The 26,767-nt window shown below is 52.8% G+C and carries 21 protein-coding genes; 14 read left to right on the top strand and 7 right to left on the bottom strand.

Translation table 11 applies throughout. The annotated features are described in order from the left end of the window. The first annotated feature begins 224 nt into the window (after nt 1-224). A complete protein-coding gene (locus QEH52_RS13995; protein ID WP_308951262.1) occupies nt 225-1,241 on the top strand; it encodes a transposase in 1,017 nt (338 codons plus the stop codon). A gap of 38 nt (nt 1,242-1,279) precedes the next feature. Here the strand turns inward: QEH52_RS13995 and QEH52_RS13990 are convergent, their stop codons facing one another. The 4 genes from QEH52_RS13990 to QEH52_RS13975 are packed head-to-tail and all read right to left on the bottom strand — an operon-like array spanning nt 1,280 to nt 5,524. Then, entirely contained in the window at nt 1,280-2,677 is a 1,398-nt protein-coding gene (locus QEH52_RS13990) for a dihydrolipoyl dehydrogenase family protein (protein WP_308951261.1), read from the bottom strand. Next, nucleotides 2,674-4,131, bottom strand: a complete 1,458-nt coding sequence (locus tag QEH52_RS13985; RefSeq protein ID WP_308951259.1) for an O-antigen ligase family protein — start codon at nt 4,129-4,131, stop codon at nt 2,674-2,676. The genes QEH52_RS13990 and QEH52_RS13985 overlap by 4 nt, the downstream gene beginning before the upstream one ends. 26 nt (nt 4,132-4,157) lie before the next feature. Further along, nucleotides 4,158-4,709: a DJ-1 family glyoxalase III gene (locus QEH52_RS13980; protein WP_308951258.1), complete on the bottom strand. Its 552-nt coding sequence runs from the start codon at nt 4,707-4,709 to the stop codon at nt 4,158-4,160. Further along, the gene (locus QEH52_RS13975; protein ID WP_308951257.1) at nt 4,706-5,524 is read right to left on the bottom strand and encodes an alpha/beta hydrolase; all 819 of its coding nucleotides are present in this window, start codon (nt 5,522-5,524) and stop codon (nt 4,706-4,708) included. The genes QEH52_RS13980 and QEH52_RS13975 overlap by 4 nt, the downstream gene beginning before the upstream one ends. A 54-nt stretch (nt 5,525-5,578) precedes the next feature. Between QEH52_RS13975 and QEH52_RS13970 the strand changes: the two genes are divergently transcribed. Next, on the top strand, nt 5,579-6,859 hold the full coding sequence (locus QEH52_RS13970) for an aminotransferase-like domain-containing protein (RefSeq protein ID WP_308951256.1): 1,281 nt from the start codon (nt 5,579-5,581) through the stop codon (nt 6,857-6,859). A gap of 47 nt (nt 6,860-6,906) precedes the next feature. Here QEH52_RS13970 and pyrG read toward each other — a convergent pair whose 3' ends face one another. Next, nucleotides 6,907-8,502, bottom strand: a complete 1,596-nt coding sequence (pyrG, locus tag QEH52_RS13965) for a CTP synthase (RefSeq protein WP_308951254.1) — start codon at nt 8,500-8,502, stop codon at nt 6,907-6,909. 385 nt (nt 8,503-8,887) lie between these two features. Between pyrG and QEH52_RS13960 the strand changes: the two genes are divergently transcribed. The 4 genes from QEH52_RS13960 to QEH52_RS13945 all read left to right on the top strand — a co-directional run bounded on the left by QEH52_RS13960 (nt 8,888) and on the right by QEH52_RS13945 (nt 14,310). After that, nucleotides 8,888-9,706, top strand: coding sequence for a succinate dehydrogenase cytochrome b subunit (locus QEH52_RS13960; protein ID WP_308951253.1), 819 nt, complete (start codon nt 8,888-8,890; stop codon nt 9,704-9,706). A 12-nt stretch (nt 9,707-9,718) separates the two neighbouring features. Beyond that, nucleotides 9,719-11,662: a fumarate reductase/succinate dehydrogenase flavoprotein subunit gene (locus QEH52_RS13955; RefSeq protein ID WP_308951252.1), complete on the top strand. Its 1,944-nt coding sequence runs from the start codon at nt 9,719-9,721 to the stop codon at nt 11,660-11,662. 30 nt (nt 11,663-11,692) lie between these two features. Then, complete coding sequence (locus QEH52_RS13950) at nt 11,693-12,454, top strand: succinate dehydrogenase/fumarate reductase iron-sulfur subunit (protein ID WP_308951251.1); 762 nt, start codon at nt 11,693-11,695, stop codon at nt 12,452-12,454. Nucleotides 12,455-12,693: 239 nt separating this feature from the next. Further along, nucleotides 12,694-14,310, top strand: coding sequence for a DUF7507 domain-containing protein (locus QEH52_RS13945; protein ID WP_308951250.1), 1,617 nt, complete (start codon nt 12,694-12,696; stop codon nt 14,308-14,310). Nucleotides 14,311-14,603: 293 nt separating this feature from the next. Here the strand turns inward: QEH52_RS13945 and QEH52_RS13940 are convergent, their stop codons facing one another. Beyond that, entirely contained in the window at nt 14,604-18,065 is a 3,462-nt protein-coding gene (locus tag QEH52_RS13940; RefSeq protein ID WP_308951248.1) for a PPi-type phosphoenolpyruvate carboxykinase family protein, read from the bottom strand. Between the two features lie 826 nt (nt 18,066-18,891). Between QEH52_RS13940 and QEH52_RS13935 the strand changes: the two genes are divergently transcribed. From QEH52_RS13935 to QEH52_RS13900, 8 genes are all read left to right on the top strand, one after another. Beyond that, nucleotides 18,892-19,365, top strand: coding sequence for a hypothetical protein (locus QEH52_RS13935; protein ID WP_308951246.1), 474 nt, complete (start codon nt 18,892-18,894; stop codon nt 19,363-19,365). A 164-nt stretch (nt 19,366-19,529) separates the two neighbouring features. After that, nucleotides 19,530-19,907 (top strand): RHS repeat domain-containing protein, encoded by a 378-nt coding sequence (locus QEH52_RS13930; RefSeq protein WP_308951245.1) that lies wholly within the window; start codon nt 19,530-19,532, stop codon nt 19,905-19,907. 153 nt (nt 19,908-20,060) lie between these two features. Next, nucleotides 20,061-20,789, top strand: coding sequence for a hypothetical protein (locus QEH52_RS13925; RefSeq protein WP_308951244.1), 729 nt, complete (start codon nt 20,061-20,063; stop codon nt 20,787-20,789). Nucleotides 20,790-20,795: 6 nt separating this feature from the next. Beyond that, a complete protein-coding gene (locus tag QEH52_RS13920; RefSeq protein ID WP_308951242.1) occupies nt 20,796-21,320 on the top strand; it encodes a hypothetical protein in 525 nt (174 codons plus the stop codon). A gap of 93 nt (nt 21,321-21,413) precedes the next feature. Further along, on the top strand, nt 21,414-22,253 hold the full coding sequence (locus QEH52_RS13915) for a hypothetical protein (protein WP_308951240.1): 840 nt from the start codon (nt 21,414-21,416) through the stop codon (nt 22,251-22,253). Continuing rightward, nucleotides 22,253-23,827 carry a 4-alpha-glucanotransferase gene (gene malQ, locus QEH52_RS13910; RefSeq protein WP_308951239.1) on the top strand — a complete coding sequence of 525 codons (1,575 nt, stop codon included), beginning with the start codon at nt 22,253-22,255 and terminating at the stop codon, nt 23,825-23,827. Before QEH52_RS13915 ends, malQ begins: the two co-directional genes overlap by 1 nt. 27 nt (nt 23,828-23,854) lie before the next feature. Next, nucleotides 23,855-25,189, top strand: coding sequence for an MFS transporter (locus QEH52_RS13905; RefSeq protein WP_308951238.1), 1,335 nt, complete (start codon nt 23,855-23,857; stop codon nt 25,187-25,189). Nucleotides 25,190-25,250: 61 nt separating this feature from the next. Further along, the gene (locus tag QEH52_RS13900) at nt 25,251-26,003 is read left to right on the top strand and encodes a GumC domain-containing protein (protein ID WP_308951237.1); all 753 of its coding nucleotides are present in this window, start codon (nt 25,251-25,253) and stop codon (nt 26,001-26,003) included. Nucleotides 26,004-26,029: 26 nt separating this feature from the next. Here QEH52_RS13900 and ubiE read toward each other — a convergent pair whose 3' ends face one another. Then, a complete protein-coding gene (gene ubiE / locus QEH52_RS13895; RefSeq protein ID WP_308951236.1) occupies nt 26,030-26,731 on the bottom strand; it encodes a bifunctional demethylmenaquinone methyltransferase/2-methoxy-6-polyprenyl-1,4-benzoquinol methylase UbiE in 702 nt (233 codons plus the stop codon). Nucleotides 26,732-26,767: the final 36 nt, after the last annotated feature.

Genomic DNA, 26,767 nt, shown 5'->3' with positions numbered 1-26,767 from the left:
GACGCTCTCAGCTGACACTGAAATTTATACGTTGGCTGCGACATCACCTCAGAGTCGGCAGCCTCATCAGCCAAGCCCTGCAGTCGCTCAGGCAAGTCTACGCTGCATTTTGATCCGGATTACTTGGACACCGTTCCCATATTATTAATTAACCAGGCTATAAGAAAATGGTTGACCAGAGTGTGTGGGAATGTAGGAGTGTAGGTAGAGTCGAGGAGAGTTGTATGAAAATTAGACGCACAAAGGTTCATGGTAGGGATGCGGTTTACCACTGTATGACGCGAGTGGTGAATGGTGAGAGGCTGTTCAAGGATCGGGATAAGGAAATGCTGCGTAAGATGATTTGGCAGATTGCGGATTTCTGTGGGGTGCAAGTTTTGACCTATTGCGTGATGTCGAATCACTTTCACGTGCTGCTGCGCGTCCCGGATCTGCAGAATGTGGATGATGCGGAACTGCTGCGCCGCTATCAGGTGCTCTATCCGAAGCCTACGAAGTATCAGTCGGCCTCCGCGAAGGTGCTGGCTTCTGAGTTTGCTAAAGATTCAGAGGATGCGGACGAGGTTCGTCGCAAATTGCTGGCGAGGATGGGGGATGTCTCTGAGTATATGAAGGCTGTAAAGCAGCGTTTCTCTGTCTGGTTTAATCGAAATCATCAGCGTTATGGCACGCTATGGGCGGATCGCTTTAAGTCAGTCCTGGTCGAGGGCCATGGGAACCCATTGCAAACGATGGCTGCCTATATCGACCTCAATCCTGTGCGTGCGGGTTTGGTGGAGGATCCGAAAGATTATCGTTTCTGTGGCTATGCGGAAGCGGTGGCCCATTCGGCGGGCTCAGGGGCGGCGGCGAGGGAGGGGTTGCTTCGTATCTGGGCGGCGTATGCCGACGGAGGCTTGCGTCATAACGTATCGAAGTCCGTGGCGCTACGGATGCACCGCGAATTGATCTTCGGTAAACGTGCATCGGAGGCGGGCATCTCTGAGATGTCGCGTGAGAAGGCTCTTAAGGTGTTGGAGCAGGGCGACGGCAAACTTTCTAAGGCTGCTGTGCTGCGCTGCCGGGTGCGTTATTTTACGGATGGGGCCATCCTGGGCTCGGAGGAGTTCGTCCGCGGGTTTGTCGGAGCTTGGCAGCGGGAGCGTGGGCGTAAGCGCCCACCGAAAGGGCATGCGTTGCAGGGAGCCGATTGGGGAGATCTCTCAGTGATCCAAGGTTTACGCAGTCAGATCTTTAGTTAGTTTGCCCGTATCCAGGCCTAAAGGACGGTGAGTGACATTTATTCCTGCAACTCGGCCATCTCGTCGGCGATATCTTCCAGCGGATAGCTCCAGATTTCAGAAAGGGTGGGGTGGTACCAGTGCACTTTGAGCAGGTCTTGCACGGTAGCTTTGAGCGTGACGGCGACGGCCATGGCATGGATGAGCTCGCCGCCGTCTTTGCTGACGCATTCGGCGCCCAAGACGACGCCGGTCTTTTTGTCGGCGAGCACTTTGACGTAGCCGTATTTGGCTTCCATCAGGATGGACTTGCCGTGATCGTCGAAGGGATAGTCGGCGCTGATATATTCGATCCCGCGCTCTTTGAGCTGGTTCTCGCTGAGCCCGACGCTGCCGATTTGCGGATCGGTAAAGACCACGGCGCAGAGGTTGTCGTAGTCGACGCGTTCGGCGGGGCGGCCAGTGGCATGTTTCGCGGCAACTTCGCCCTGCATGATGGCGACGTGCACGATTTCGTGCGGGCCGGCCACATCGCCGCAGGCGTAGACGCGCGAGTTACTGGTCTGCTGCATGGCGTTACAATTGATGTGTCCGCTATGCAGGGTGCTGATGCCTGCTTCGGTGAGCCCGAGCCCTTTAGTGGCGGGGCGACGACCGAGTGCATTTAGCAAGTGTGGTGCAGTGACGACGACCGCTTGACCTTGGTGCTCAAATTCGACTGTGAAGCTGCCGTTCTGCTGCTGCACAGAGCTGAGTGCCGTGTCTGTGTAAAGCTGAATGCCTTCATCGCGGAAGGCGCTTTCAATCACGCTGGCTGCTTCGGGTGACATCTCTTTTAGAATGTGAGGACTGCGTTGAATTTGTATGACTTCGCTGCCTATGCGGCGTAGGAATTGAGCCAGTTCACATGCGACGATGCCGCCACCGAGAACGATGACTTTTTCGGGCAGGAAGTCGAGTTCGAGCACTTCGTCGCTGGTCCAGTAGGGCACATCGCTTAGTCCGGGTATTGGCGGTTCGGATACGACGGACCCTGTGGCGATCATGAAGTGGTCCGCTGTGAGCTCTGTGCCGTCGCTGAGGCGGATGGTGCGCGAGTTGATAAACTTCGCGCGACTACGAAAAAGGGTGAAGCGCTCGCTCTCCAGTTGCTCTTGGCGGTATTCTGCGAATTCTTGGATAGTATCCAACTTACGTTGATGCAGTGCTGCCATGTCTGCTGCGGCAGTCGGAATCTTGAGGCCGAATTGCTCCGCTTTATGTGCCAAGTGTAATACTTCTGCGGAGTAGATCAAAGTTTTGGAGGGCATGCAGCCGCGCAGGATGCATAGGCCGCCGAGCGTTTCGGCGTTATCAATAATGGCGACGTGCTCGCAGCTTTCACGGGCGGTGCGCGCTGCGGCGTAGCCTCCGCTGCCGCCTCCGATGACGATGTAATCAAAGTGTGTTTGGCTCATTTTTCTTTCTCGTTGTATGGTTGATTATAGAAGGGGACGCGTCGTTGGCTCTCGGGGGTGACTAGTCGGGGGCGTGCGGCGTCTACTTCGTCGACTTGATTACGGCTTACTTCTGCCCAACGTAGGGAGCTGAAGAATATAACAAAGAAGCTAAACAGGACTGCGGGTGCCATAAAGGGTGAATCGCATAAAGCTAAAAGTAACACTGAACTGCAGCCAATTAGCAGGTGGTTAGTCAGGCGCACATTACGTGCATCGCGAAGATAGCGGACAATGAAAGCAGACAAAAAAAACAGTATTATGATGAAGCCGATTAGACCAAGCTCTGCGAGGAGTTGAAGCCAATCGGAGGCGGCGCGTTCAGATCTTTGCCCGAGTAGCATGTCGTTACTATAGAAGGGGAGTAATCTTTCATAGCTATCGATGCCCCATCCGAAGACTGGGCTGTCTTTGAACATGTCGATCGCGGCCATGCGAAGCGCACTCGCATTGTCGGTCACAGCTTGGTCTTGGAAAATACGAAAGATGCCGCCTGCAAAGCTGAGGCAGGCGGTCAGGCCGCTACAGGTGGCGATGGATCGGTGGTGTGGGTCTTTAGGGTTGGCGATGAATTCCACCGCGACGATGAGTAGCATCGCGGAGAGTGTGAGCAGCAAAACAGCAGCCGGAAGCGGGGCTTTAACTAAGAACCCAGTAGTTCCTAGTAAGGTGCCACCGGTTAGATACCAAGGGCCAGTGGAGTTGATGAAGCCGGGATTGTCTTCGTAGCGCGTTGTGAGCAGTGACATTGCGATACAGGCGCAGCACCAGAGTGAGGCAAAGGCCGCCCAATGTCCGTCATAGGGAAAGAAGGCAAAGAAATCATTCGCACCCGTGCCAGGCGTGAAGAGGGGCTTGGTGAGTCCGAGCCCCTTTTGTATGTAACCGAACACGCCCACTAGCACGGCTCCTATGCATAACCAAGGGAAGAGGCGTTCGAAAAAGGCGCGTGACTTGGGCACGATGTAGAGCGAGGTCGCCATCAGGTAGGTGCCGCAGTATGCGAAGGTAGTTAACCACGCGGTATTATCGACGGCGGAGATCGGGCGCCACAGGCTGATTGGGGCGAGTGTGTGGTATAGATTGTTATCTATCGTGACGCTGTTGAGTGGATTTTGGGTGAGTCCGAGCACAAATTGCAGTGCTAGTATCCAGGCGGGCGCGGAGCATAACCAGAACTTAGGCCAGAGTAAATCGACGAAGAAGGGGTGCGTGTGCTCGTGTGTTTTTAAGACTAAGGGTGTTAGACAGCCGATGATGAGTAAGCTGCCTAAGAGCCAGAGGGAGCGTGGATCACCCAGCCAATTGACAATGCTCGCCATGATTAAGATCACGCCGAAGAGTATTGCTTCGGCAGGCGTGAAGCTGTCGCGTAGTAGTTGGTCGCGAGGGCGAATGGGGGTGGATTCTTGCACAGTCAGAGGGGCGCTTGAGGCGTGAATTAAAAGCTATGTGGCCAGCAGATTGATTCAGCAATCTCTTGGGCGCAATTTTCGTCGCGGAGTGCTCGCACAATGCTCAGGGCAAATTCGGTCGCGGTGCCGGCACCGCGGGAGGTGATGACGGATCCGTCGCGCACGACGCTTTGCTGGCGGGCCTCGGGAAGTTCATTCAGAGTGCTGGGGTGTGCTGTATAGGCGATGTTTGGACTGATCTCTGCATCGAGTAGTAGCAGCGGCGCGGCGCAGATACAAGCGATGAGCTTGCCGCGTTGATGATTACGCTGGAGGCATTCGATGATCTGTGGGTTCTTGCGTAGCTGTAGTATGCCGGGACCTCCGGGGAGAATGACCGCGTCAAATTCGTCTGCGGCGACATCGGCGAGTCGATGCGTGGCCTGCATGGTGATGCCGTTTCGGCCTGTCACGAGTGTTGCATTGCTGGTGGAGGCTTGCACGACTTCGATCTCAGCGCGTGCTAGGAGGTCGATCGGTGCGACGGCTTCCATTTCTTCGAAGCCGGGGTGCAGGAGTATGAGTGCGCGTTTTTTCATAGTAGCTTTCCTTGAATAAATGGGAGGGTGATATTCCAATAGTCGGGGCCAGCGAAGTCAATCAGACCTCCGTGGCCCGCGCCTTCGACGAATAGTTTGTATTTGGGCCCTGTGATCGCGCGCCAGTTTTTGAGGGCGTGTTGAAAGGGGACGATGCGATCTTCGGTGCCGTGGATGATGAGGACGGGGCATTGTATCCGAGGGAGGCGCGCGTAATTGTCGAAGCGATCCCATGGGAGTAGCTTGATTTGAGTCATCACTCGAAATGTCGAGGTAAAAGCGCCGTCCAGTATGAGTCCTGCAACTTGAGTGCGTTCCGCCAACCAGGTGGATGGACCGCTGCCCAGGGAGCGACCATAGAGCGTGATTTGTTCGGGGCGATAGCCTAGGGTTTCGGTGACATATTTATAACTGGCATGAATGGCTGCGTAGCAGCCCGCTTCGCTGGGGCTGCCGAGACTGGTGCCGTAGCCGGGGTAATCGTAGGCAAATACGGAGATCCCTTTTTGCTGCAGGTCTTGTAGCCAAGGGCGAGCCATGCCGATGTCTTCGCCATTGCCATGGCTATAGATTAGAATGCGATCGCTGTTGGAGGCCTTTAAATAGTAGGCTGAGATGCTCATGCCTGCGCTGCTTTGTAGTTTCAGGATGCTCGCGTCGTCTTGATAGCTGCTGGGCGGGGCGGGGAAGATCAGCTTGCGCGAGTGCAGAGCGGCATAGGCATTGATTCCGGCGTAGAGGATACACAGGCTGGCAATCAGGAGGATGGAAACATTGGCAATCATTTGCTTGTGGGGCGTGCGGAGAGGCGGCACGCTTCCTTTTTACAATATCGGATCACTCGAGAGATCAAATGCAATTCCCTTATAATGGCTAATTCAGAGACACCCATATCTTTTTCACGGCAGGGGCGCGAAATCGCGACGCCAGTGATTGTTGATTTAATGGCGCGCGCGTTGGCAAATCCAGACCTGCTTTCCTTGGCAGCTGGCTTTACCGATAATGCTGTGCTGCCGCGCGAGCTGGTGGGGCGCTTTGCGGCTGAGTTGACACAGTCGGGAGTGCCCGAGGAGCCCCTGCAGTATGGGCAGAACCAAGGGCGGCAACGCTTGCGTGAGCTTTCTTGCGCCGCGATCGAGTCGCATCCCTGTGAGCGGGCAGGTGTATTTGATCCGGCGGCGATGTTTGTGACCAATGGCTCACAACAAGCGCTCTACCTAGCGGTGCAAGCGATTTGCGATCCAGGCGATATCGTCTTGGTGGAAGATCCGAGTTATTTCGTGTGCTTGGAAATGTTGAAAGGCCTCGGTTTGCGGCCGGTGGGGATTCCTTGCGATGCGGAGGGGGGTATTTTGCCGGATGGTTTAGAGGCACGCTTGCAGGAGTTGTATGCGGCGGGTGAGCGCTCCAAGGTTAAAGCGATTTATTTAGTCAGTTATTTTTGCAATCCGAGCAGTCGTTCCTTGGCACTGGGAGAGAAGCGGGCCGTGGCAGAGGTCTTGCTTCGGACGGGGTATACTATTCCCGTTATCGAGGATGCAGCCTATCGCGAGCTTTATTTCGATGCGCCGCACCCAGCGCCTTCGATTATTAGTATGCCTGAGTTTGAGCCCTTCCCTAAGCTCTATTTGGGTACCTACACTAAACCCTTCGCTACAGGGCTGAAGATCGGTTATGGCTATTGCACGCATGAGGTCTGGAAGGAGAAGATACTTTGTATTAAGGGGCATCAGGACTTTGGCTCGCCACATTTTGCGCAAGCGATCATTGAGCGCGTGCTCGACGCAGGGCTCTACCCCGAGCACCTTGCTCGCATTCAGGCGCACTATGCGCGCAAGGCGCAAATCCTTGACTCGGCATTGGCTGAGGGCGGCTTGCGTGAGTCTGGATGGGCATGGAAGGCCCCGCAGGGCGGGCTTATTTTCTGGTTGCGGGCTCCCGAGGGCATGGATTTGCGCATGCAGTCAGACTTTTGCCAAGGCTGCATCGAACAGGGCGTGCTTTATGTGCCGGGCGATCTATGTTTCGCAAGTGGGGCGCCTTGGAATTGTGCGCGCCTTTCCAGTGGCGCCTTGCCCGAAGCAAAATTACGCGAAGCGGCAGGGCGTTTTGTCGCGCAGGCAGCTCGTTCGGTTGAGTGCCTTGGATAATTTCCAAGGCCTCTGCCGAGCCTGAGGCGTCCGCTCTTCTGGCAGGACTACTTCTTGTATTTCAGCGCCGAGGCGATGAAATTGGCAAAAAGTGGATGCGCCGCATTGGGTTTAGACTTGAATTCCGGGTGGAATTGCACCGCAACAAACCAAGGATGATCGGGGATTTCTACGATTTCCACCAAGTCGCGCTCTGGATTGATACCGCCAATGCGGAGGCCTGCAGCGACTAACTGGTCGCGATATGCGTTATTAAATTCATAGCGGTGGCGGTGACGCTCATGTATGAGTTTTTTGCCGTAAGCGTGAAAGCTGAAGCTGTCATCTGCGAGTTCGCAAGGGCAAGCGCCGAGACGCATATTGCCGCCCTTAGTCGTGAGGTCCTTTTGGTCCTCCATGATGTCGATCACAGGGAATTCTGTTTTAGGATCAAATTCAGTGCTGTTGGCCGCTTCTAATTTGGCTACGTTACGGGCATATTCGATCACCGCGATCTGCATGCCGAGACAGAGTCCAAAGTAGGGAATGTTGTTTTCGCGGGCATATTGTGCGGCTGCGATTTTACCTTCTGTGCCGCGGTCGCCAAAGCCTCCCGGGATTAGAATGCCGTCGAGTGTCGAGAGATACTTCGCGGGATCGTTCTCGATGACTTCTGCATCCAAGCGCACAATGCGCACGTTGGTGTCGTTAGAGATGCCCGCGTGGAGAATGGACTCATAGACCGATTTATAGGCATCCTGCAACTCGATGTATTTGCCCACGACGCCGATCTCGACCTTGTGGCTGGGCGCCTTGAGGCGGCGTACGACATCGTGCCAGACCTTCATGTCGCTGTCGGGCGCATCGAGCTTTAAGTGCTCGATTACCAGATCGTCTATTTTTTCTGCTTTCAGCGCGAGTGGAAGTTCGTAGATGGAAGTTTCGACATCCATCTCTTCGATCACAGCTTTGGCGGGCACGTTACAGAACATCGAGAGCTTTTGGCGCATCTCATTCGTCATCGGCTCTTCGGTGCGGCAGACGAGGATGTCCGCTTGGATGCCGATTTCGCGCAGTTTGGCGACTGACTGTTGGCTGGGCTTAGTCTTGAGCTCACCCGCAGCTTTGAGGTAGGGGAGTAAGGTGCAGTGAATGAAAAGCACATCGTCACGTCCCACTTCAAGTGCAAATTGGCGCATTGCTTCTAGGAAGGGGAGTCCTTCGATATCGCCGATCGTGCCACCGAGCTCAGTGATGAGCACGTCCACATCATCGCCGCCACCTTGGTAGATGCGCTCTTTGATCACATTTGTGACGTGGGGGATGACTTGCACGGTTGCGCCGAGGTAATCGCCGCGGCGCTCCTTGGCCAGCACGGTCTCATAGACCTTGCCTGAAGTTAGATTGTTTAGGCGTGAGAGCTCTCCTGAGGTGAAGCGTTCGTAGTGCCCGAGGTCGAGATCAGTCTCGGCACCATCGTTGAGCACATAGACCTCGCCGTGTTGGAAGGGACTCATTGTGCCCGGGTCGACGTTGAGATAAGGGTCGAACTTTTGCAGACGCACTTTTAAGCCACGCTGTTCGAGTAGGGCGCCGAGTGCTGCGGAGGTGAGTCCTTTGCCTAGCGAGGAGACGACGCCGCCTGTTACGAAAATATATTTCATGTGTTCGAACTTTGCTGTTTGGGAATGATGTTGAAAAATGTAAATGAAGCACAGGGTGCAGTCGACCAAGTCTTTAATGTTGCATTCAATTCTTTGGCATTCACGCATGGCAAACATTTTCCATGCTTTATCGCAAGAAGTTGTTCGGATAAGTCTAGCTGCTACTGTGTCTCATTTAGGATAAGAATATTTAATTTTAAGGTGGACAGTATAGGGATGTGGGGCTTTAGAAGTGTATGTCCTTGGTTGAGGTGTGCTTTTTCCTTAGCTTAGCTAATTTTGTGCTCTATCTAGTCTAATAGATGGGTTGCAATTTGCTCCGTGTTTGAAAAAGCTGCCAAACTTAGTTGCAACATTACCTTTGTTAATAGCTCCCGACATTATTATGTGCTCATTATGTAGTTTCTTTAAATCCACCATCGGTCGTAAGATCTTGATGGCGTTAACTGGCCTTGTGCTTGTGCTCTTTGTTATGGGGCACATGCTGGGGAATTTACAGATCTTCCTCGGTGCCGAGGTGATCAATGCGTATGCATACAAGTTGCATCACTTGTTGCCTGCGGCTGCGCTCTGGGGGATTCGCATCTTCCTGCTCGCTAGCATCGCGGTCCACATTTGGGCAGCTGTTACCTTGACTTTGGATAATCGGAAGGCACGCCCTGAAGGTTATGACAGTGAAAAGGTTGTGCAGGCGAGCTACTCGTCACGCACCATGCGCATGAGTGGTATCATCCTGCTCGCTTTTATCGTGTTTCACATTGCGCATTTCACTGTCCGCAATGTGCCTAGCATGCAATACAATGAACCGGGCGTGATCGAGCCTTCGGAAGTGCCCCTCGTGAAGCACGGCGAAGTGGTCATGAAAAACGGCCATGCGGTGATGACTTTTAATGTCAACGACATGATGGTGGCCGGCTTTAAGGTCTGGTGGGTCTCTGCTTTCTACATCATTGCAACAGGTCTACTCTGCATGCACCTCACACACGGTGTTAGCAGCATGTTTCAGAGTGTCGGGCTTCGCAATTCACTGTGGCGCAAACGCTTGGATCGCGTCGCATTGGTCTATGGCTGGGTTGTTTTTCTCGGCTTTGCTATTATTCCAATCGCTACCATGGCTGGCCTACTCAAAAAGGATCCGACCGGTGGTTTGCCAGTCGCTTCTGCTTCCGCCGCAGCCGAGATCACTGAAACACTTCACAAATAGGAACGCCGAACAATGAATCTCGATTCCAAAATTCCCGAAGGCCCACTCGCACAGAAGTGGACGAGCCACAAGTTTAACATGAAATTGGTCAACCCGGCCAATCGACGTAAATATAACGTGATTGTGGTGGGTTCCGGCCTCGCTGGTGGCGCTGCTGCCGCAAGCCTCGCAGAGCAAGGTTACAATGTCTCTTGCTTCTGTTATCAGGACAGTCCACGTCGCGCGCACAGTATTGCGGCGCAGGGCGGTATTAATGCCTCTAAGAATTATCAAAACGACGGTGACAGTGTGCATCGCCTCTTCTACGACACCGTGAAGGGCGGCGATTACCGCGCTCGCGAGGCCAACGTGTATCGTCTGGCTGAAGTGTCCTCTGATATTATCGACCAATGTGTCGCCAATGGTGTGCCTTTTGCGCGTGAATATGGTGGCTTGTTGGCGAATCGCTCTTTCGGGGGCGCGCAGGTTTCTCGCACCTTTTATGCGCGTGGCCAAACGGGGCAGCAATTGTTGCTCGGTGCGTATTCGGCGCTCAGTAAGCAGATCGGTCTCGGTAAGGTGAAGATGTATAACCGCCACGAAATGCTGGATGTGGTTAAGGTCGACGGTCATGCCAAGGGGATTATTGTTCGCAATATGGTTACGGGCGAAGTGACTCGCCATGCCGGGGATGCGGTTGTGGTCGCTACTGGTGGTTATGGCAACGTCTTCTTCCTCTCCACCAATGCACAGGGCTGTAATGTCACTGCTGCACACCGTGCCTATCGTCGCGGTGCGGGCATGGCAAATCCTTGCTATACGCAAATTCACCCGACTTGTATTCCTGTTCATGGCGACCAGCAATCGAAGCTGACCCTGATGTCGGAATCGCTTCGTAATGATGGTCGTGTTTGGGCGCCAAAGGATCAAGAGACGGCTAAGAAAATTCGTGAAGGTAAGTTGAACCCGAACGATGTTGCTGAAGATGATCGCGATTATTACTTGGAACGTAAATACCCAAGCTTCGGTAACCTGGCACCACGTGACATCTCTTCGCGTGCTGCTAAAGAGGCCTGTGACGATGGTCGTGGCGTCGCGACTACCGGTCTCGGGGTCTTCCTCGACTTCCGCGATGCGATTAAGCGCGACGGCCAAAAGGCGATCGAAGAGCGCTATGGTAATCTGTTTGAAATGTATCAATGCATCACCGGCGACAATCCATACGAAACGCCGATGATGATCTTCCCCGCGGTGCACTACACCATGGGCGGTCTTTGGGTGGATTACAATTTGCAGTCCACGATCCCTGGCATGTTTGTCGGCGGAGAGGCCAATTTCTCCGACCACGGAGCCAATCGCCTCGGTGCTTCGGCGCTGATGCAAGGCCTCGCGGATGGTTATTTCGTCTTGCCTTACACGGTGGGCAACTACCTCGGTGAACAAGGCGTGGCGGCTGCGGGCAAGGTGACTACAGATCACCCTGCATTTGCCGAAGTCGAAGCCGATGTTCAGTCGCGTATCCAAAAGTTAATGTCAATCGGTGGCACCGAATCGCCACGTTCTTTCCATAAGCGTCTCGGTAACATTATGTGGGAGAAGTGCGGCATGTCCCGCACTAAGGAGAGCCTGACCGAAGCGATTGAAGAAATTCAAGCTTTGCGCAAGGAGTTCTGGTCCAACCTTAAGGTTGTGGGCGATGCGGACAGTCTCAATCCCGAGCTCGAGCGCGCCGGTCGCGTTGCCGACTTTATGGAGTTTGGCGAGATCCTTTGCCGCGACGCGCTCATGCGTGAAGAATCCTGCGGTGGTCACTTCCGCGCGGAGCACCAAACCGATGATGGTGAGGCGATGCGCGACGATGATAAATTCGCCTTCGTGGGTGTTTGGGAATATAAGGGCGACGACGTGCCCCCCGCATTGCACAAGGAACCGCTCGTTTACGAAAACATCAAGCTCGCTACTCGCAGCTACAAGTAATCCAACTCAATACGCACGATGGAAAAAACAATGAATCTCACAATCCGAGTTTGGCGTCAAAAGAACCGCCTAGACGTTGGTAAATTCGCCGAATACAAGCTCGCTGACATTTCTGAGGACTCATCCTTCCTCGAGATGCTCGACATCCTTTCGGAGCAACTTGTCGCTGATGGCCATGAGCCTGTCGCCTTTGACCATGACTGCCGCGAAGGTATTTGCGGTATGTGCTCGATGACGATTAACGGCATCCCACATGGCCCTGAAGGGGGCACGACGGCTTGTCAGCTGCACATGCGCCACTTCCACGATGGTCAGACGATCACAATTGAGCCTTGGCGTGCCAAGCCTTTCCCTGTGATTAAAGACCTCGTGGTCGATCGCACACCATTGGATAAGATTATCCAATCCGGCGGCTTCATTACTGCGCGTGCCGGCAGTGCCGTCGACGCGAATGCGATGCCGATCGCGAAGGGGATCGCCGACTACGCGATGGACGCCGCTGCATGTATTGGTTGTGGTGCCTGTGTGGCCGCATGTCCCAATGCATCTGCGATGCTCTTTACCAGTGCCAAGGTCGCTCACATGAACAGCTTGCCGCAAGGTAAGGCTGAGAAGGATCGCCGCACTTTGGCGATGGTCACGACTATGGACGGCGAAGGTTTCGGTGGTTGTACCAACATCGGAGAGTGCGAAGCTGCGTGTCCGAAGAGCATCCCGCTTGATATGATTGCGCATTTAAATCGCGATTATGCGACCGCTCAATTTAAGAACTTTTTCAAGCCTGTAGCTTAGTTGGTACATAATTGATTATTTATTAGCGTGCTTTCCATTGATGGGAAGCACGCTTTTTTATTATCTAGGAGGTAGCTGTTGCTTGTTCTTGGTTAAAACGGAGCTAATGTCGAAAATTTCATACATTTGACTCGATTTAGTACTAACCTGTGCTAGGGTATTTAGTTCATCTTCTTATTTAGATGTGCGGACGCCATCCGTTCGCTTCGAAAAATAAACTAACTACACAAACAGAACATATGAATATCATGAAAAAGTTCCTTGGAGCTTCTGCACTTGCAGGATTCATTGTCTTGGCCGCATCTCAGCTTTCAGCTCAGAGAATCGTGGACGAAGGCAAGAATTTCACAGTGTCAGACTCCCCTGAAACCACCGTTTTCAATCTGAAGACGCCCTCTGACAATCGTCACATTCACGAGTATAATAACCCTAAGCCAGCCAAGGCAGCCCCTGCACCCGCAGCGGCGCCTGCTTCTATGGATGACTGCGCTCCTGGTACAGTTACAGATTATGTAGATAAGCACCTCGTTCGTCTTGAGAAGTCCGCTCCCGATATGGTGGCGATCAACACTCCTTATAACTACGACTACACAGTTGTTGCTAAGGACAAGGTAAAGAAGGTAGTTGTTGAAGAGCAAATCCCAGCTGGCACAGTATATGTTTCCAGCACACCTGAAGCCGAAGTGAATGGCAGCAGCGTTACATGGACACTCTACAATGTTGAGAGTGGTTCTCGCACTCCTCTGCAGTTGACTGTAAAGCCAACTCAAGTTGCTGACCTTAGCAACTGTGCAACTATCGTTGCTTACCCAGAAGCTTGCACAACTACACAAGTTGGCGCTCCTGAGCTCGCAATTGTTAAGACCACACCAAACGAGCAAGTTCTTCTCGGTGCGGGTGTACCTTGGAACATCACAGTGACCAATGTTGGTAACTTCTGCGCTTACGATGTTGTGCTTACAGACACATTGCCTGCTGGCGTTTCTCATGACAGCGGTAACAGCACGCTCACAACAAACCTTGGCACATTGGCTCCAGGTGAAAGCCGTGACGTCACAGTGAACACAACTGCTACAGCAACTGGTGAGCACTGCAACACAGCGGTGGCTTCTTCCTCGAATGCTGGTTCTGTTGAAGACGACGCATGTGTCGTAGTCGTCGAAGCTGGTATCGACGTTGTTAAGGAAGGCACACCAATGCAATTCGTTGGTAAGAAGGCTTCTTACACAATCACAGCCACCAACACTGGTGACGTGCCTCTTACAGACGTAGTTGTTGTGGACACAGTTCCTGCACAAAACAAACTGCTTTCTGCTCCTGGTGCACAAATCAATGGCAACACAGCTACATGGACCACAAGCCTCGGTGCTGGTGAGTCTAAGAGCTTCGACGTTACAGTTCTCGGTCTACAAGAAGGCACTTACTGCAACCAAGTTAGCGCTGCATCGGCTGAATACGGCCTCAGCGGAAACGACGACGCTTGCACAGAATGGCGCGGCTACCCAGCCTTGCTGATCGAAGTGATCGACACCGAGGATCCGCTCCTCGTTGGTGAGCAAACTACATATGTGATTCAGATCACTAACCAAGGAACCGCACAAGACACTAACGTCGGCCTCGAAGTTCAACTTCCAAGCCAACTGAAGGTTCTCTCTGCTGCTGGTGACACTCAAGGTTCGATCTCTGGCAACAACGTCAGCTTCGCTCCTTACGGTGTATTGAAGGCTAAGCAAATCATCGAGTTCCGTGTTGTCGCTCAAGCAGTCGCCGAAGGTGACGCTCGCTTCCGCGCACAAATGAGCTCGGATCTTCTTAAGACTCCAGTTCCTGAAGAAGAAGCGACTCAAGTATATTAATACTTGATTCTTCCGAATCTTTCAGAGGCGTCCGCGAAAGCGGGCGCCTCTTTTTTTTGATGCCTACCTCGGTCCGTAGCCTCGGTTCTTCGAACCGGGGGAGCGGTCACCCTCCGTAGCCTCGGTTCTTCGAACCGGGGGAGCAGTCACCCTCCGCAGCCTCGGTTCTTCGAACCGGGGGAGCAGTCACCCTCCGCAGCCTCGGTTCTTCGAACCGGGGGAGCGGCTCAAAAAAAAAAGAGCTTGAGGCGGAAGCCCCAAGCTCTGGATTAAAACGATTTTGTTTTCCCGATTTACTTCTCGATCGGCTGGCGGCCCAGTGTGCCGACTAGTGTTTCGAGGTATTTCTTAGAACTGACTTTATCCAGCTCTTCCTTGGCAGCGGTCAGGCGCGACTCGATATTGAGGCGTTTGGCCACTCCGGAATGTGATTCACGCTGCAGGAAGTTTTGCAGATACTGCACATTGTTCTTCCACATCGCGATATCGTGTGATTGCTGGCTTTGTAGGCGCTCGGCATACCAATCGCTGGCAAGCATTGACTCGCGGGTGAAGAGCTCGCGCACCTTAGCAGAATCGAGGCCTTCGCCCTCGTAGTGGCCGTCCTTCATGATGTGGAGTAGGGCCTTCAGCGGTGGGCAGGCATCCTCAATAGAGCCGTCGGCGAAGTAGTTTTCGGCGGCTTGCTTGTGTGCCGCGATGATAGTCTCCATGCCTTCGACAAAGGTATCCATGTCTTGCAGCTCAGGTTTGAGCATTTGCTCGTCCAGCACCGAGGTCGGGTTGTTGAAGACACGACCGAAGAAAATACGCACGAATTTTGCAGTGATCCGGTAGCCGATGCGGCTTGCGAGCACTTTTTTACCATTGTGCTCGAAGTCTTCCACCTTCTCTAGGTAGCCGTGATCCAGCATCCATTTTGGATCGGTCTCTTGATCCTTCAGACGGCACCAGATTTCGGGCACCAGTAGGCTGATGTCGTGATCCACTCGGAAGTTAGGGCCGACATAGCCAGCGGCTGTGATGAAGACCGGCTGATCCGTCGCGAGGTAAGAAACCAGCGCGTTGTTCATGTCGTAGATCGGAGGCAAGGCGTTGAAGGGGCCCTTGGTGAGCGCGCCTTCGGAGCCGGCACCTGTAGTGGAGGGCGACTTGCCGGTAATACTTGCGATATACTCCATGAACAGCTCTGGCAGCTCCATGTGGTGGATGGGGCTGAATACGCAGAGTGGCTTCACGCCTGCGTCTGGCTCGGCTGGATTGTTGCGACGCCCAGGTAGGATCGAAGTGACCGGACGCAGGAGTGCGGACTGTGAATCCTGGCGGCGGAAGAGGCGTGAGCTCATGTCGGCCAGATAGACGGCACGTGGGTCTTTTAAGTCGGGACGGACTTGCAAGTAGCGCGGATTCTTAGTTGGGCTGCCATCGACGATGCGTGGGTAGGCATTGGTCGAGTAGTAGTCCGGTGAGTTGCCATGGCTGAAGTCGAGCACCATGTCGCGCATGGGCTCCGTGTATTGGCCGAAGCGGATGGCATCTTCTGTCTCGTTCTTGGCAAATTCGCGGTCCAGTGGCTCGTAGTTACTCAGGAAGCTGCCGAAGGAGCTCAGGTCTTGTTCCGCGCCCTTATCGTAGCCGCGAATGATGGCGTCGTCGGGGCGTTGGAAGAAGCGGTATTCGCAGTTATGTACGAATTTAGCTGAAGGCAGCGACCAACCCGGAGGTAGGCTGCTCAGTTGAGAGCTTGGCGCCACCACTGATGCGGTGATGTCGTCTTCCAGCGAGATCTTGGCTGCGGGAATGAAGTCCTTGCGCAAACCAAAGGTGCGCCAAGATCCGTTCTCGGTGTAGCCGATGCGCAGGTATTGCGTGAGCATTTGCTGTTCGCGATAGCGCAGAATGTTACCCGACTCTCCGTTGATTAGATCGACGCTGAAACGCTTGCGCCAATCGCTTCCCCAGTCTTCCTTGTAGAAGCGCTTGATGATGAGTACCAGCTCTTTGACCTGCTGTGGGATCGATTTGAGCCAAGTATTGAATTCTTCGGTATATTCAGATTTGGAAGGAGTCAGTAGCTTGATGACTGAACCGAGCGAGCGCTCATTACTAAGTAGTGGGCGTCCCTTTGTTTTGTTCTTGGATTCATCCAGGAAGCGCTGACCATATTCTTTGTTTATGATCTCTTCCGCGAGGTCGAAGTCACCTTCAAAGTCGCGCACAAACACCGGGCCGGAAATAATTGCGTCCGTGATGGGCTTGGAAATTTCGGATTTACCTCCACCGGATACGGTGCAGGGCTTGTGACATACGCGGCTCTCTGCGGTGTAGCCTACCAGACGCCAGCGGCGACCTTCGGCGGGCTTCATCATTTCGACCTTGTAGCCAGAAGGCAGCACGTAGGTGTTACCCGGCAGTAGTTTAATCTCTTGGGTCTCACCTTCTTTGGACCAGCTGATGCGCTGCGAGTTGAGCTCAATGCGGGCATCTTCGGGGATGTAGATGATATTTTTGAAGGTCTTATCGATCGCATAGCCTTGAGGCTTGATATCGATACGATCGCTGTAGCGTGCTGCCACACCATCGAAAGTTTGATCGACGACCGGATAGTATTGGCTGAGTTGGAAGTCTTCGCCCAGGTCGTAGCCTGTAAAGGCGAGTGTGCCCCCGGCGTGTTCTTCTTCCGCCAGACCGTTCAAGTTCGCGGAGTAACCAATCTGCGTTTTGACCTCCTTCTTGCAGTAACCGAAGTAGTTGTCGGCGATGGCCGTAACCACCACACCACGCTCGTCGCGGCAAGTGATCTTAAAGGCGCCGCCATCGTTATACAGTTCGTCTTCCTGCTCCCAGCACATGCCATCGCGAATTTGGCGTTCGGTGGCATCTTTGATGTTGGGCAGGCCCAGCTCCTTCTTGGTGGTGCCCATCAGATGTGGCGCGAGGATCACGCAACCGCTGTGGCCCGTCCAGTGTGCAGGGTCGAGGGCCGCGTCGTTGTCGGCGATGAATGGGTCGCCAGCATTGCCGAAGATCGATTCTACGAAATCCAGGTTGCAGACCAAGTTGCCCGGTGCGAAAAAGCGCACTTCCATAGTCTTTTCTTGGCTGAAGCCATCGACTTCAGGAACCACTACAGGACGTAGTAGTAAAGAGACCCACGCGCGCGCTTTCTCTTCTTGATTGGCGAGGAAGGGTAATGTCTGTAGTGATTCAGGCGCTCCTTTGAGTGCTTTGGCAAAGAGACGTGCGGCGGCTAGTTTAGGAACCGCTTTTTTATCGTTGGGAATTGGGAGTCCCCCTTCGGTGACATGGAACACCCCCTTCGTGGTGCGGCGATCGCTCTTGGGATTGTGTAGCACTCCTTGTTGGATGCGGTAAGAGTCGATGATCTCTGAAGAGAAGTGGTCGCCCTTCGCTGGGAGCGATAGCGTGCGAGCCACTCCATGACGGTCTAGGATCAAAGTGTTGTTAGGCAGATGTGGCATCTCGCTCAGGTCGAGATCGCTGAAGTATTCTGCCAGAAAACCTTGCACCCGCTGGTCGCAGGGAGGCAAGTAGTCGGCGAGTAGTCGGGATTTTTCTTGATAGCTAGCTAGCAGTGACTTGCTCAAGCTGCTGAAGCGAGAATCGCTAACGTCCTCGAAGGTCGGTTGACCGATCGAGGTTAGTTTTAAATTCACATATTCGAGGAGCGATTGCTCATCTTGGGCGTAAGCCGCTGTATTGGGGTCGAGTCCGAGCTGTGTGGTGAAGTCCATTGTATTGGTTTTTATTTTCAGTTGGAAGATTCGGGCTTTGTCTATGAGGCAACACTCGTGCCTATTCTTGTGTATTTATTTATTTTAAATAATGGCAAGTGCAACCGTCATGTTGCTTCCTTTCTTTAATGGTAGGATGGTTGTCGATAAGCTCGCCTAATGGGTTAATTGAGTTGCTATTAGCCTGTTTTCGGCGGTGTGTTGTGAGGTGGGCACTCGCTTTAAGCCAGCATTCTGTAGTTACGCTTCCCTTGTAAGTCTCACTTAACTTCGGCAGGCTTTTCCTTCCATTACCGCGTTTGCTGGCGGCCATCCACCTTAAGGTCGTTTTGTACCTTAAATAACCAGTAGAGCTTAGTTGAGATATATGGAGTATTTACTGTTTTCGAAAAGTGCTGGAATCGTTGAAGAAAAGAGTGTGACTTTCAAGTATTCATACGATCTTTCAGATTACACAATATTTGAGATGTGAATGTATGATTGGAACGAGGAAACAAAGAGGACCAAACGCAAAATATAAAGATCTGATTTCATGTCTAAGTTTCAGCTAAGCCGCACATCGCAATTGCTGTTATGAATAATTCAATGTTTGTCGGCGTTGGTTTCCGATTGGTTCGACTTCTGGTAGCGAGTGCTGCGATGGCCGTTCCAGTGGTTTCTGCTCAGATGCAGATTGGCAGTTTAGATGACGGCGGAGGCTTGGCTCGTGAGCTTAGTCTCGCTCGCACAGCTCTTGGTCCTATCGCGCTCTCGCATCGAACCGACCCGAAGAGGCGCGGCTTTGATAGCGTGGTTTCCGAATGGACTGTGCTTGCGCTTTTTACATTTGCGGGGCCTGAGGGTCTTTGGCGCGGATTGGGGCAAGGAGGTGCGTCGTTTGGCTCAAGCCTTGCCGGATCGGTGGATCGAACTTGTTGTTTTGCCACTGCTTGGGGATGCGCATCGCTTACCGCCTGAGTGGGGGCAAATGATACTGCAGAAACCGAGTGGCCGTGCACTGCTAGGATTACTGACCTCCGGTCGCTTGCGTCCGCCTGCCGAGCTTTCTGGCGCTGTGAGTCAAGTGATTTGGCTTCATCCAGACGCGACTGGAATCCCCCTCGCGAGTGTGCTGCCTGAATACCCCTCAAGTATGCTCTTATTCCCCATGATGGACGTTTCAGGTGGACAGGTGCCTTTGAAACGCGCCGCGCGTCAGTATGATTGGGAATTTGCTGCCAGTGGTGCGCTGACGGATGATGTGCGGCCCGTCTGGCCAGCTTGTATGCTTCAGCTTATCTCTAGATCGCTTGAAGACTGACGATCGGCATACATTGAATTACTTTGTTTTTCAGGGGCGGTAGCTTAGGTTTGGGTATTGTTTCTGCAATACCTTAAAATAGGTACTGGGGTATTGACTTGCTAACGATAGCTTAGGATTGATTAGTCGAATTAGGAAAATGTTAACGACCCATTGCTAATATCATGAACCTGAAGTCGAAGATCAAAATCGTCGCGCTGGGGAGCAGTTTCTTGCTTGCATTCAGTGTTGCTCAAGCCGCTCAAATGAAGCAGGCTTTCTCTTACGACGCCGCAGGGCGTTTGACTGCTGTCACCACCGATACGGGAGTCGCAACCGCCGCGCTCGACGAGCGTTATGTCTATGATGCTTCTGGCAACATCACCGAAAAGGTCGTGCATGGCCAAACGGTGCGCATGACTTACGATGCGGCCAACCAATTGATGTCGCGCAGCGATGCCGACGGCACCGTGCAATTTGATTATGATTCTGCCGGACGCTTAGTCGCTGAGCGTCAAGACGGCAAAGTGATCGCCCAATACGAATACGGTTTCCGCATATAATAAATTCGATGAGTTGTTGCGAGGCATTGCTTATCAATGGAACGATCAAGGACAATTAGTGGGGCGCACCATCCTGACTGAAGATCAAGCTGACGGCGAGACGGAGGACACGGCGGTAAATTGATGGGGCGGAGAGGAACTCGAAAAATAATTGTGAAAAAGAAAGGTAATCCACAGTTTCGAGCACTCGTGAAGACGATGGTGTTTTTTGTCCTCTTGATAGGTGGGTGCACATTTGCGTGGTTTTGGGTCTCCACCTCAGAGGATTCTGATTGGGCTCAAAAGATTCGCCGGACGATTGGTATCCCTGCGCCCCAGTCTAGCAAAGTCGCCGAGCTTGCTCCACAACCACGACCGGCTTCCTCGGTTGTGGTCGAGACGCCTCCAGAGCCCATGGTGATCGACGAGCCCGAAGCGCTGCCGGAAATCACCTTTGAGGAAATTGCGGCTCAGCGACATTTATGGCCGGACTCATTGAATCTAAAATCAACTGTCAAGGTGCCGATTCGTTATAACGGAAAAGACTACGGATTTATGGAATTCCCGGAAGGGCAGCCCATTCAGGTCGACGAGGTTATGCCGAGTGGGGAAATCTTCTGCTTGATCCAAGGAAATCACCTAAGTTTGTCGGTGAACGAAACCGATTTTTACGCTTGGTTTGATGAGAAGTATGGTGACCGCTACGATGCGCAATCGGTCGTAGTGGATTGGGGGACGCGAGCGACTTCCCGCTTCCGGCTGGGGACGCCGGAAGGAGATGCGGCCTTTTGGGCGGAGATGCGAATTTGGTGCAAACATAACTATGGCTCTGTATCCTTGGAAGTTGAAGAAGACACGCATGACTTCGCGTGGCTTGCGACATATTATGTCAAAGAGGTATAACTTTTTATGAAAAAAATAATTTTTAGTATATTGACGATTATATTTTTAAGTCTCTTTGGGTATTCGGAAATTGATCAAGAAGTTTTTTTTCAAAGACCATCTAGTTTACCAAGTGCGATCAATAATGCTTCAGTCCCAGTATCTTTAGAAAGAGCTATTGCTGAGTTTTACAATGGTATCGCTAAAAATGATCGGGAACTTGTTAATCATTATGTGTGGTCTGATCACGGTCATACATTGCCTGAGGACTTCATTTTTATGGGAGTTTTTGGATACCGTAATCTTAGTGCTGATGATGAGCATCTGAAGTTAAGAACGCATCGCGTTTGGATGAGTAAATATAAAGACAAGGATGTATATTCAATTTTAAGTACGAAAGTAGCAATTTCTGCGGGCGATTTCTATGGAGTTTCTAATCGGCGCAATATTTTGGTAGAGGATCGAGGCGCATTATTAGATCTCTGGTTTTTGGACTCAGACAATAAATGGAGATGGCTAAATATTCGTGAGCTATCTTTCCAAGACTTATAATGATGAGGAGAGTCTCATTTATTCAACTGTCAACTGTGGCCTGCTCTGTTGTCTGCTAGCTGCATGCTTACGGTGGAGTGAAATTATTTGTCTATGACTTTTCGCCCCCTTTCAGTTTCCTGCCTCAGATGTGCCTGCTGCTTGCTGTTTGCCTTGACGGCAGCCGTGCCCAGTCAGGCTCAGTCGTATATCGCGGCAGAGGATGAGGCTTATTATGAGGTCTATGCGGATGGTTGGCAGACAGGCGACTCGGGGGGGCGGGGTTTCAAGAGCTGGCAGCTATTGTCGCCTGAGTATGGGGCCGCGGGGGAGGCGCAATACGCGGGTTTCTTCATTGCACAGGCGGCTCAAGAGGCAGATCTGTCTGAGTCGGCGCGTGAGGGCTTTGCCTTTGGTATTTTTGCCAATGGCACTGGCTTCGAAGAGACGGCGGCCTTTCGCGCCTTGGAGCATCCTTTGATGGCGGGAGATGTGTTTTCTTTGCGCTTCGAGTTTGATGGCTTTGGCACCAAGTTTGAGCGAGATGCTGCAGGCATCTCCAGTGTCGGGTTCACATTGCGCTACTCCGAGACGGCAGCAGATTTGAGTGAGCTGAGCACTGGACGCGCGTTGGTGCTGGCTGTGATCGAGGGGCTGAGTACCTATCAGATTCTGGATGCCGCTGGTCGCTTCAACACTCGGGTATTTTTAGATGAAGCGGGCATCGAAGTTGGGGTGAGTGTGGGCGAGGCAGGGTACTATGACCTGCAAATCACAACTTTGAGTGATCGTGTCGTGCATACTTTTCCCCACAGGCGCATGAGCCCGCCTATAGCCGAAACAGGGGATGCCTCTGTGCAGATCCATAGTTTTGCCCTCTTCAATTTGAATGGTGGTGCGCATAACGCCTATTTCGGGGCTTTTCAAATCTCTCGTCAGGAAGGAAGTTTCTAATGTCTACTCGTCTCTTTAAGCAAGATTGCGGTCTACTCATGCATCCGAGCTCTTTGCCTAATCAGTTTGGAATCGGTGATTTCGGCCCCTGTGCGTTGCGCTGGGTCGAGCAATTGGCGGCGCATGGGCAAACCCTGTGGCAAATTCTACCGCTCAATCCGGCAGGTTACGGAGATTCGCCCTACCAGGGCTTGTCGGCCTTTGCGGCCAATCCTGTCTTTTTGAGTCCGGAAGATCTACATGCACGTGCTCTGTTGGACGATCAAGAACTGTTGGCGCTACGTATGCCCTTGCATTCGAGAGTGGATTTCGCGCAAGTTTACGCAAACAAGGCAGAACTGTCCTCGCGGGCCGCGCGCAAGTTCTTTGCTTTGCCAGCGGCGCATCCGCTCCGAAGTGAGTATGCGGACTTTCTCGCTACACAGGACGACTGGCTACAGGATTTTGCAATATTTAGCGCTTTGAAAGCTCATTTTAATCGTGTTGCTTGGACTGATTGGCCAGCTGAATTCCGCGACCGGAATCCCAAGGCCTTGCAAGAGATCGCCATCAAGTTAGACTCCGAGCTTCAGCGGGTGTGTTTTGAGCAATTTATTCTGCGTCTGCAGTGGTCGCGTGTGCAGCAGCGCGCGCAGGACTTGGGGGTTCGCTTGGTGGGGGATCTCCCCATCTTTGTGGCACACGACAGTGCCGATGTTTGGTGTCAGCCTGAGCTTTTTCGTCTCAACGCCGATGGAAGCCCGAGTGTGGTTGCAGGGGTGCCGCCCGATTATTTTTCTGCGACGGGGCAACTGTGGGGAAACCCGCTCTACGATTGGGAGGCACACCGTCGTGAGGATTTCGGCTGGTGGCGGCAGCGCTTGAGTCGTATTTTATCCTGGGTGGATGTGGTGCGTATCGATCACTTTCGCGGCTTTGATGCTTGCTGGGAAGTACCAGGTGGGGCGGAAACCGCCGCCGCGGGGCATTGGATTCCTGCGCCGGGCAGAGAGGTGTTTGATGCATTTGTCACTGATCATGGACTTCCCCTGCCTGTGATTGCGGAAGATTTGGGGGTGATTACCCCCGAAGTTGAAAAGCTCCGCGACGATTACAATTTACCAGGTTTGCGCATTGAGCAGTTTGCTTTTGGCACCGATCCGATGAGTTCGACTTTCTTGCCTGAAAATTACGCCCCAAACTGTGTGGCTTATACGGGCACGCATGATAATGATACCGTTGTCGGCTGGTTTTCTAGTCAGGCGGGGGAGGGCAGCACGCGCACCGCAAAGGAAATCGAGGCGGAGCGTGCCATGGCCTTAGGGTATTTTGCCAGCGACGGTTCCGAGATTCATTGGGATTTTATTCGCAGTCTCTATCGCTCGCGGGCGGGCGCTAGCATCGTGCCAGTGCAGGATATACTAGGCCTCGGATCCGAGGCACGTATGAATACGCCGGGTAAAGCCTCTGGCAGCTGGGCTTGGCGCCTGACGATGACGAAGAGACTCGACGAAGCGCTGCAACATTTGGAAACCCTCACTCGCGAAACCGCTCGCGGGCGCGCGGCCCACCGAGGGGCCGTTCCACTGCGATAGTCGCACCAACTCTACGACAGTTACACTATGAATAAACCAAAACTATCATTCTGGCAAATTTGGAACATGAGCTTCGGCTTCTTTGGTATCCAGTTTGGATGGGGGCTGCAGATGGCCAACATGAGCGCCATCTATCAATATCTGGGTGCCGACGAGAGCACGATTCCTTTTCTCTGGTTGGCGGCGCCGCTGACTGGATTGATCGTGCAGCCATTGGTCGGTTACTATAGTGATCGCACCTGGACGCGCTTGGGACGTCGTCGACCTTACTTTTTAGTGGGCGCCATTCTGGCGAGTCTTGCGCTGATTGCGATGCCCAACTCTAGTTCACTCTGGATGGCGGCTGGCTTGCTCTGGATTTTGGATGCCTCGGTTAATATTAGTATGGAGCCTTTCCGAGCCTTCGTCGGCGATAAGCTCAATAAGAAGCAGCGCAAGCTGGGCTTTGCGATGCAGAGTCTATTGATCGGACTGGGCGCGGTGCTATCTTCCTCTTTACCTTGGATGCTCTCCAACTGGTTTGGTGTCACCAATGCGGAAGGCGCCACCGGGGCGATTCCGCAAACCGTAAAAATTGCGTTTTACGTGGGCTCAGGTGTCTTTTTTGCCGCGGTTTTGTATACGATTTTGTCCACTAAAGAGTATCCGCCGGAGGATATGGAAGCGTTTGAGCAAATGAAACGTGAGTCCGCAGGGGTGGGCAATGCGTTTAAGGAAATTTTCGAGGGTATTGGCTCGATGCCCAAGGCAATGAAGCAACTCGCCGTGGTGCAGTTCTTTACCTGGTTTGGCCTCTTTTGTATGTGGATTTATTTCATTCCAGCGGTGGCGACGCACATCTTCGGAGGCACAGACCATGGCAGCGAGGCGTATCAGGCTGGGGCCGAATGGGGCGGCGTATGCTTCTCGGTGTATAATGGGGTGGCTTTCTTTTTTGCGTTCTTACTGTTGTTGATTGTGCGTAAGTTCAGCGCCAAGGGCATTCATACCACTTGTTTAGCGATCGGTGCGCTGGGCTTGCTGTCGGTGGCCTTCGTTGGCGATGCGAAATTGTTATTGGCTTCAATGGTTTGCGTGGGCATCGCATGGGCCAGCATCCTTTCGATGCCCTATGCCATGCTGGCCAATGTGATTCCTGGCAGTCGGATGGGCTTTTACATGGGGGTATTTAATTTCTTCATCGTCCTACCGCAGATTGCTGCCTCACTTGGTCTCGGTTATGTCATGACCCGTCTACTCGGTGGCAATACCATGAATGCGGTGCTGCTGGGCGGCGCTTCGATGTTGATCGCCGCCTTCTGCGTCCGCTTTGTCGATGACGACGAATCCGTCGACGGAGCGGCCGTCTCCTTGGAAGATTGATTGTAAACTCATTAAGATTGAATAATAACCTTCATAGGTTTAGTTATGAGGTATGAGATTAATGCTACGCAAAATTACGCAACTGATTGTAATTCTTGTTGTTTCAATCGAGTCTTCTGCTTCTGTAGCAGAGTCATCTGTTGAGACTGTTTCCGTTTGGGATGATTCGTCGCCCATATATAAAGCCACGGCGACCCTGCTGGTCACCGATAAATTTTTTCGTCAGGATTACTTGAACTCGGAGCAGAATGTGAATCCCACCAAGGCGGACTTTTCCTATCATGTCGCCGTTGCACAGTCGGATTCGGTTTTAAAAGGAGTGGATCAGCGTCTCCAAGATAAAAAACGTGATCGTCTGATGGCACCAATCCCTGTTGCTGGCAGAGGTGACTCAGCTCTGTCACTCTATGAAGTTTTGCGAAGAGGCGTAACGGTGGATGCGGACGTGGAGTTGCTGACGATACGTGTCAGTTATGAACATCCGGATCCCATCATGGCGGCAATTGTTGCTAACCTTTTTGCTGAAGAGGCGATCAATTATCAGTTAAAGCTGTCAGTCGATACCTTGATGAAGCGCGTGCAGGATTTAGACGCTCGAACAACAATTATTGGAGAGTATCTCGATGAGTGGTCGAAGAAGGATTTATCAAATGAAAGACTTAGCGTTGAGTATGCTTCAGCGAAGAAACTCTATGCGGATTTGGTCGAACAACTGAGGTATTCTGAGACTCAGGTTCATCTCGTGAATCCGAGTGCGCGGATATTGGACGATGCCATTCCCCCGTTCTATCCAGTGCGACTCGGTTCGATGTAGTGCGCCAGTGAATATCCCAAGGGGGCTTAGTCCGCCTTCCTTGCTTCGTGGATCGCCACGATGGAAAAAGTCAGTCCCTTCGCTGCGACAGTTTCGTAGCCAGCAAGTTTGAGCTGTTCAGAGAGTGCCTCCTTAGTGGGGAAATTTTCAATCGTGCCGGCGAGGTAGTCGTAGGCACTCTTGTCGCCTGTCGCGATGGCCGCCACCCAGGGTAAAATATATTTCAGGTAGAAATAATAGATCGGGCGAAACCAGCGGTCCGGCTGCGAAAATTCCAGCACGAACAGACGTCCACCAGGGCGTAGCACGCGCAGGATCTCCTTTAGCCCCCGCTGACGATCTTCGAAATTGCGCACTCCGAATGAAATGGTGACCGCATCGACGGAGGCGTCCTCCAGTGGCAACTGCATGCAGTCACCGAAGGCGAATTCGATGTCGGCATATGCAGGCTTGGCCGCGCGCTTGCTGCGGGCCTCGTCCAGCATCGGCTCGCAGAAGTCCAGCCCCGTCACGGGCACGCTGGTGCCCATGCGGTCGCGCAGCTTGAAGGCGACGTCGCCACTGCCTGTCGCGAGGTCCGCTATATCCTTGGGCGCACGCTGCTGCACCATGCGCGTGAGCACGCGCCTCCAGTAAAAATCGATCCCTCCGCTGAGGAGGTGATTGGCGACGTCGTAGCGCCCGGCGATTCCGGCGAACATTTGGCTGACTGCTTTTCCTTCTGGCATCTTATTGAATGGAGAGTAGGGAGTGGGAACTTTGGA

Origin of the sequence: Thalassobacterium maritimum (assembly GCF_031127805.1) — a bacterium.
GTDB lineage: Bacteria > Verrucomicrobiota > Verrucomicrobiia > Opitutales > Coraliomargaritaceae > Thalassobacterium > Thalassobacterium maritimum.
The sequence above is the reverse complement of the archived record's forward strand: the minus strand, read 5'-3'. Positions and strand labels throughout refer to the sequence as shown.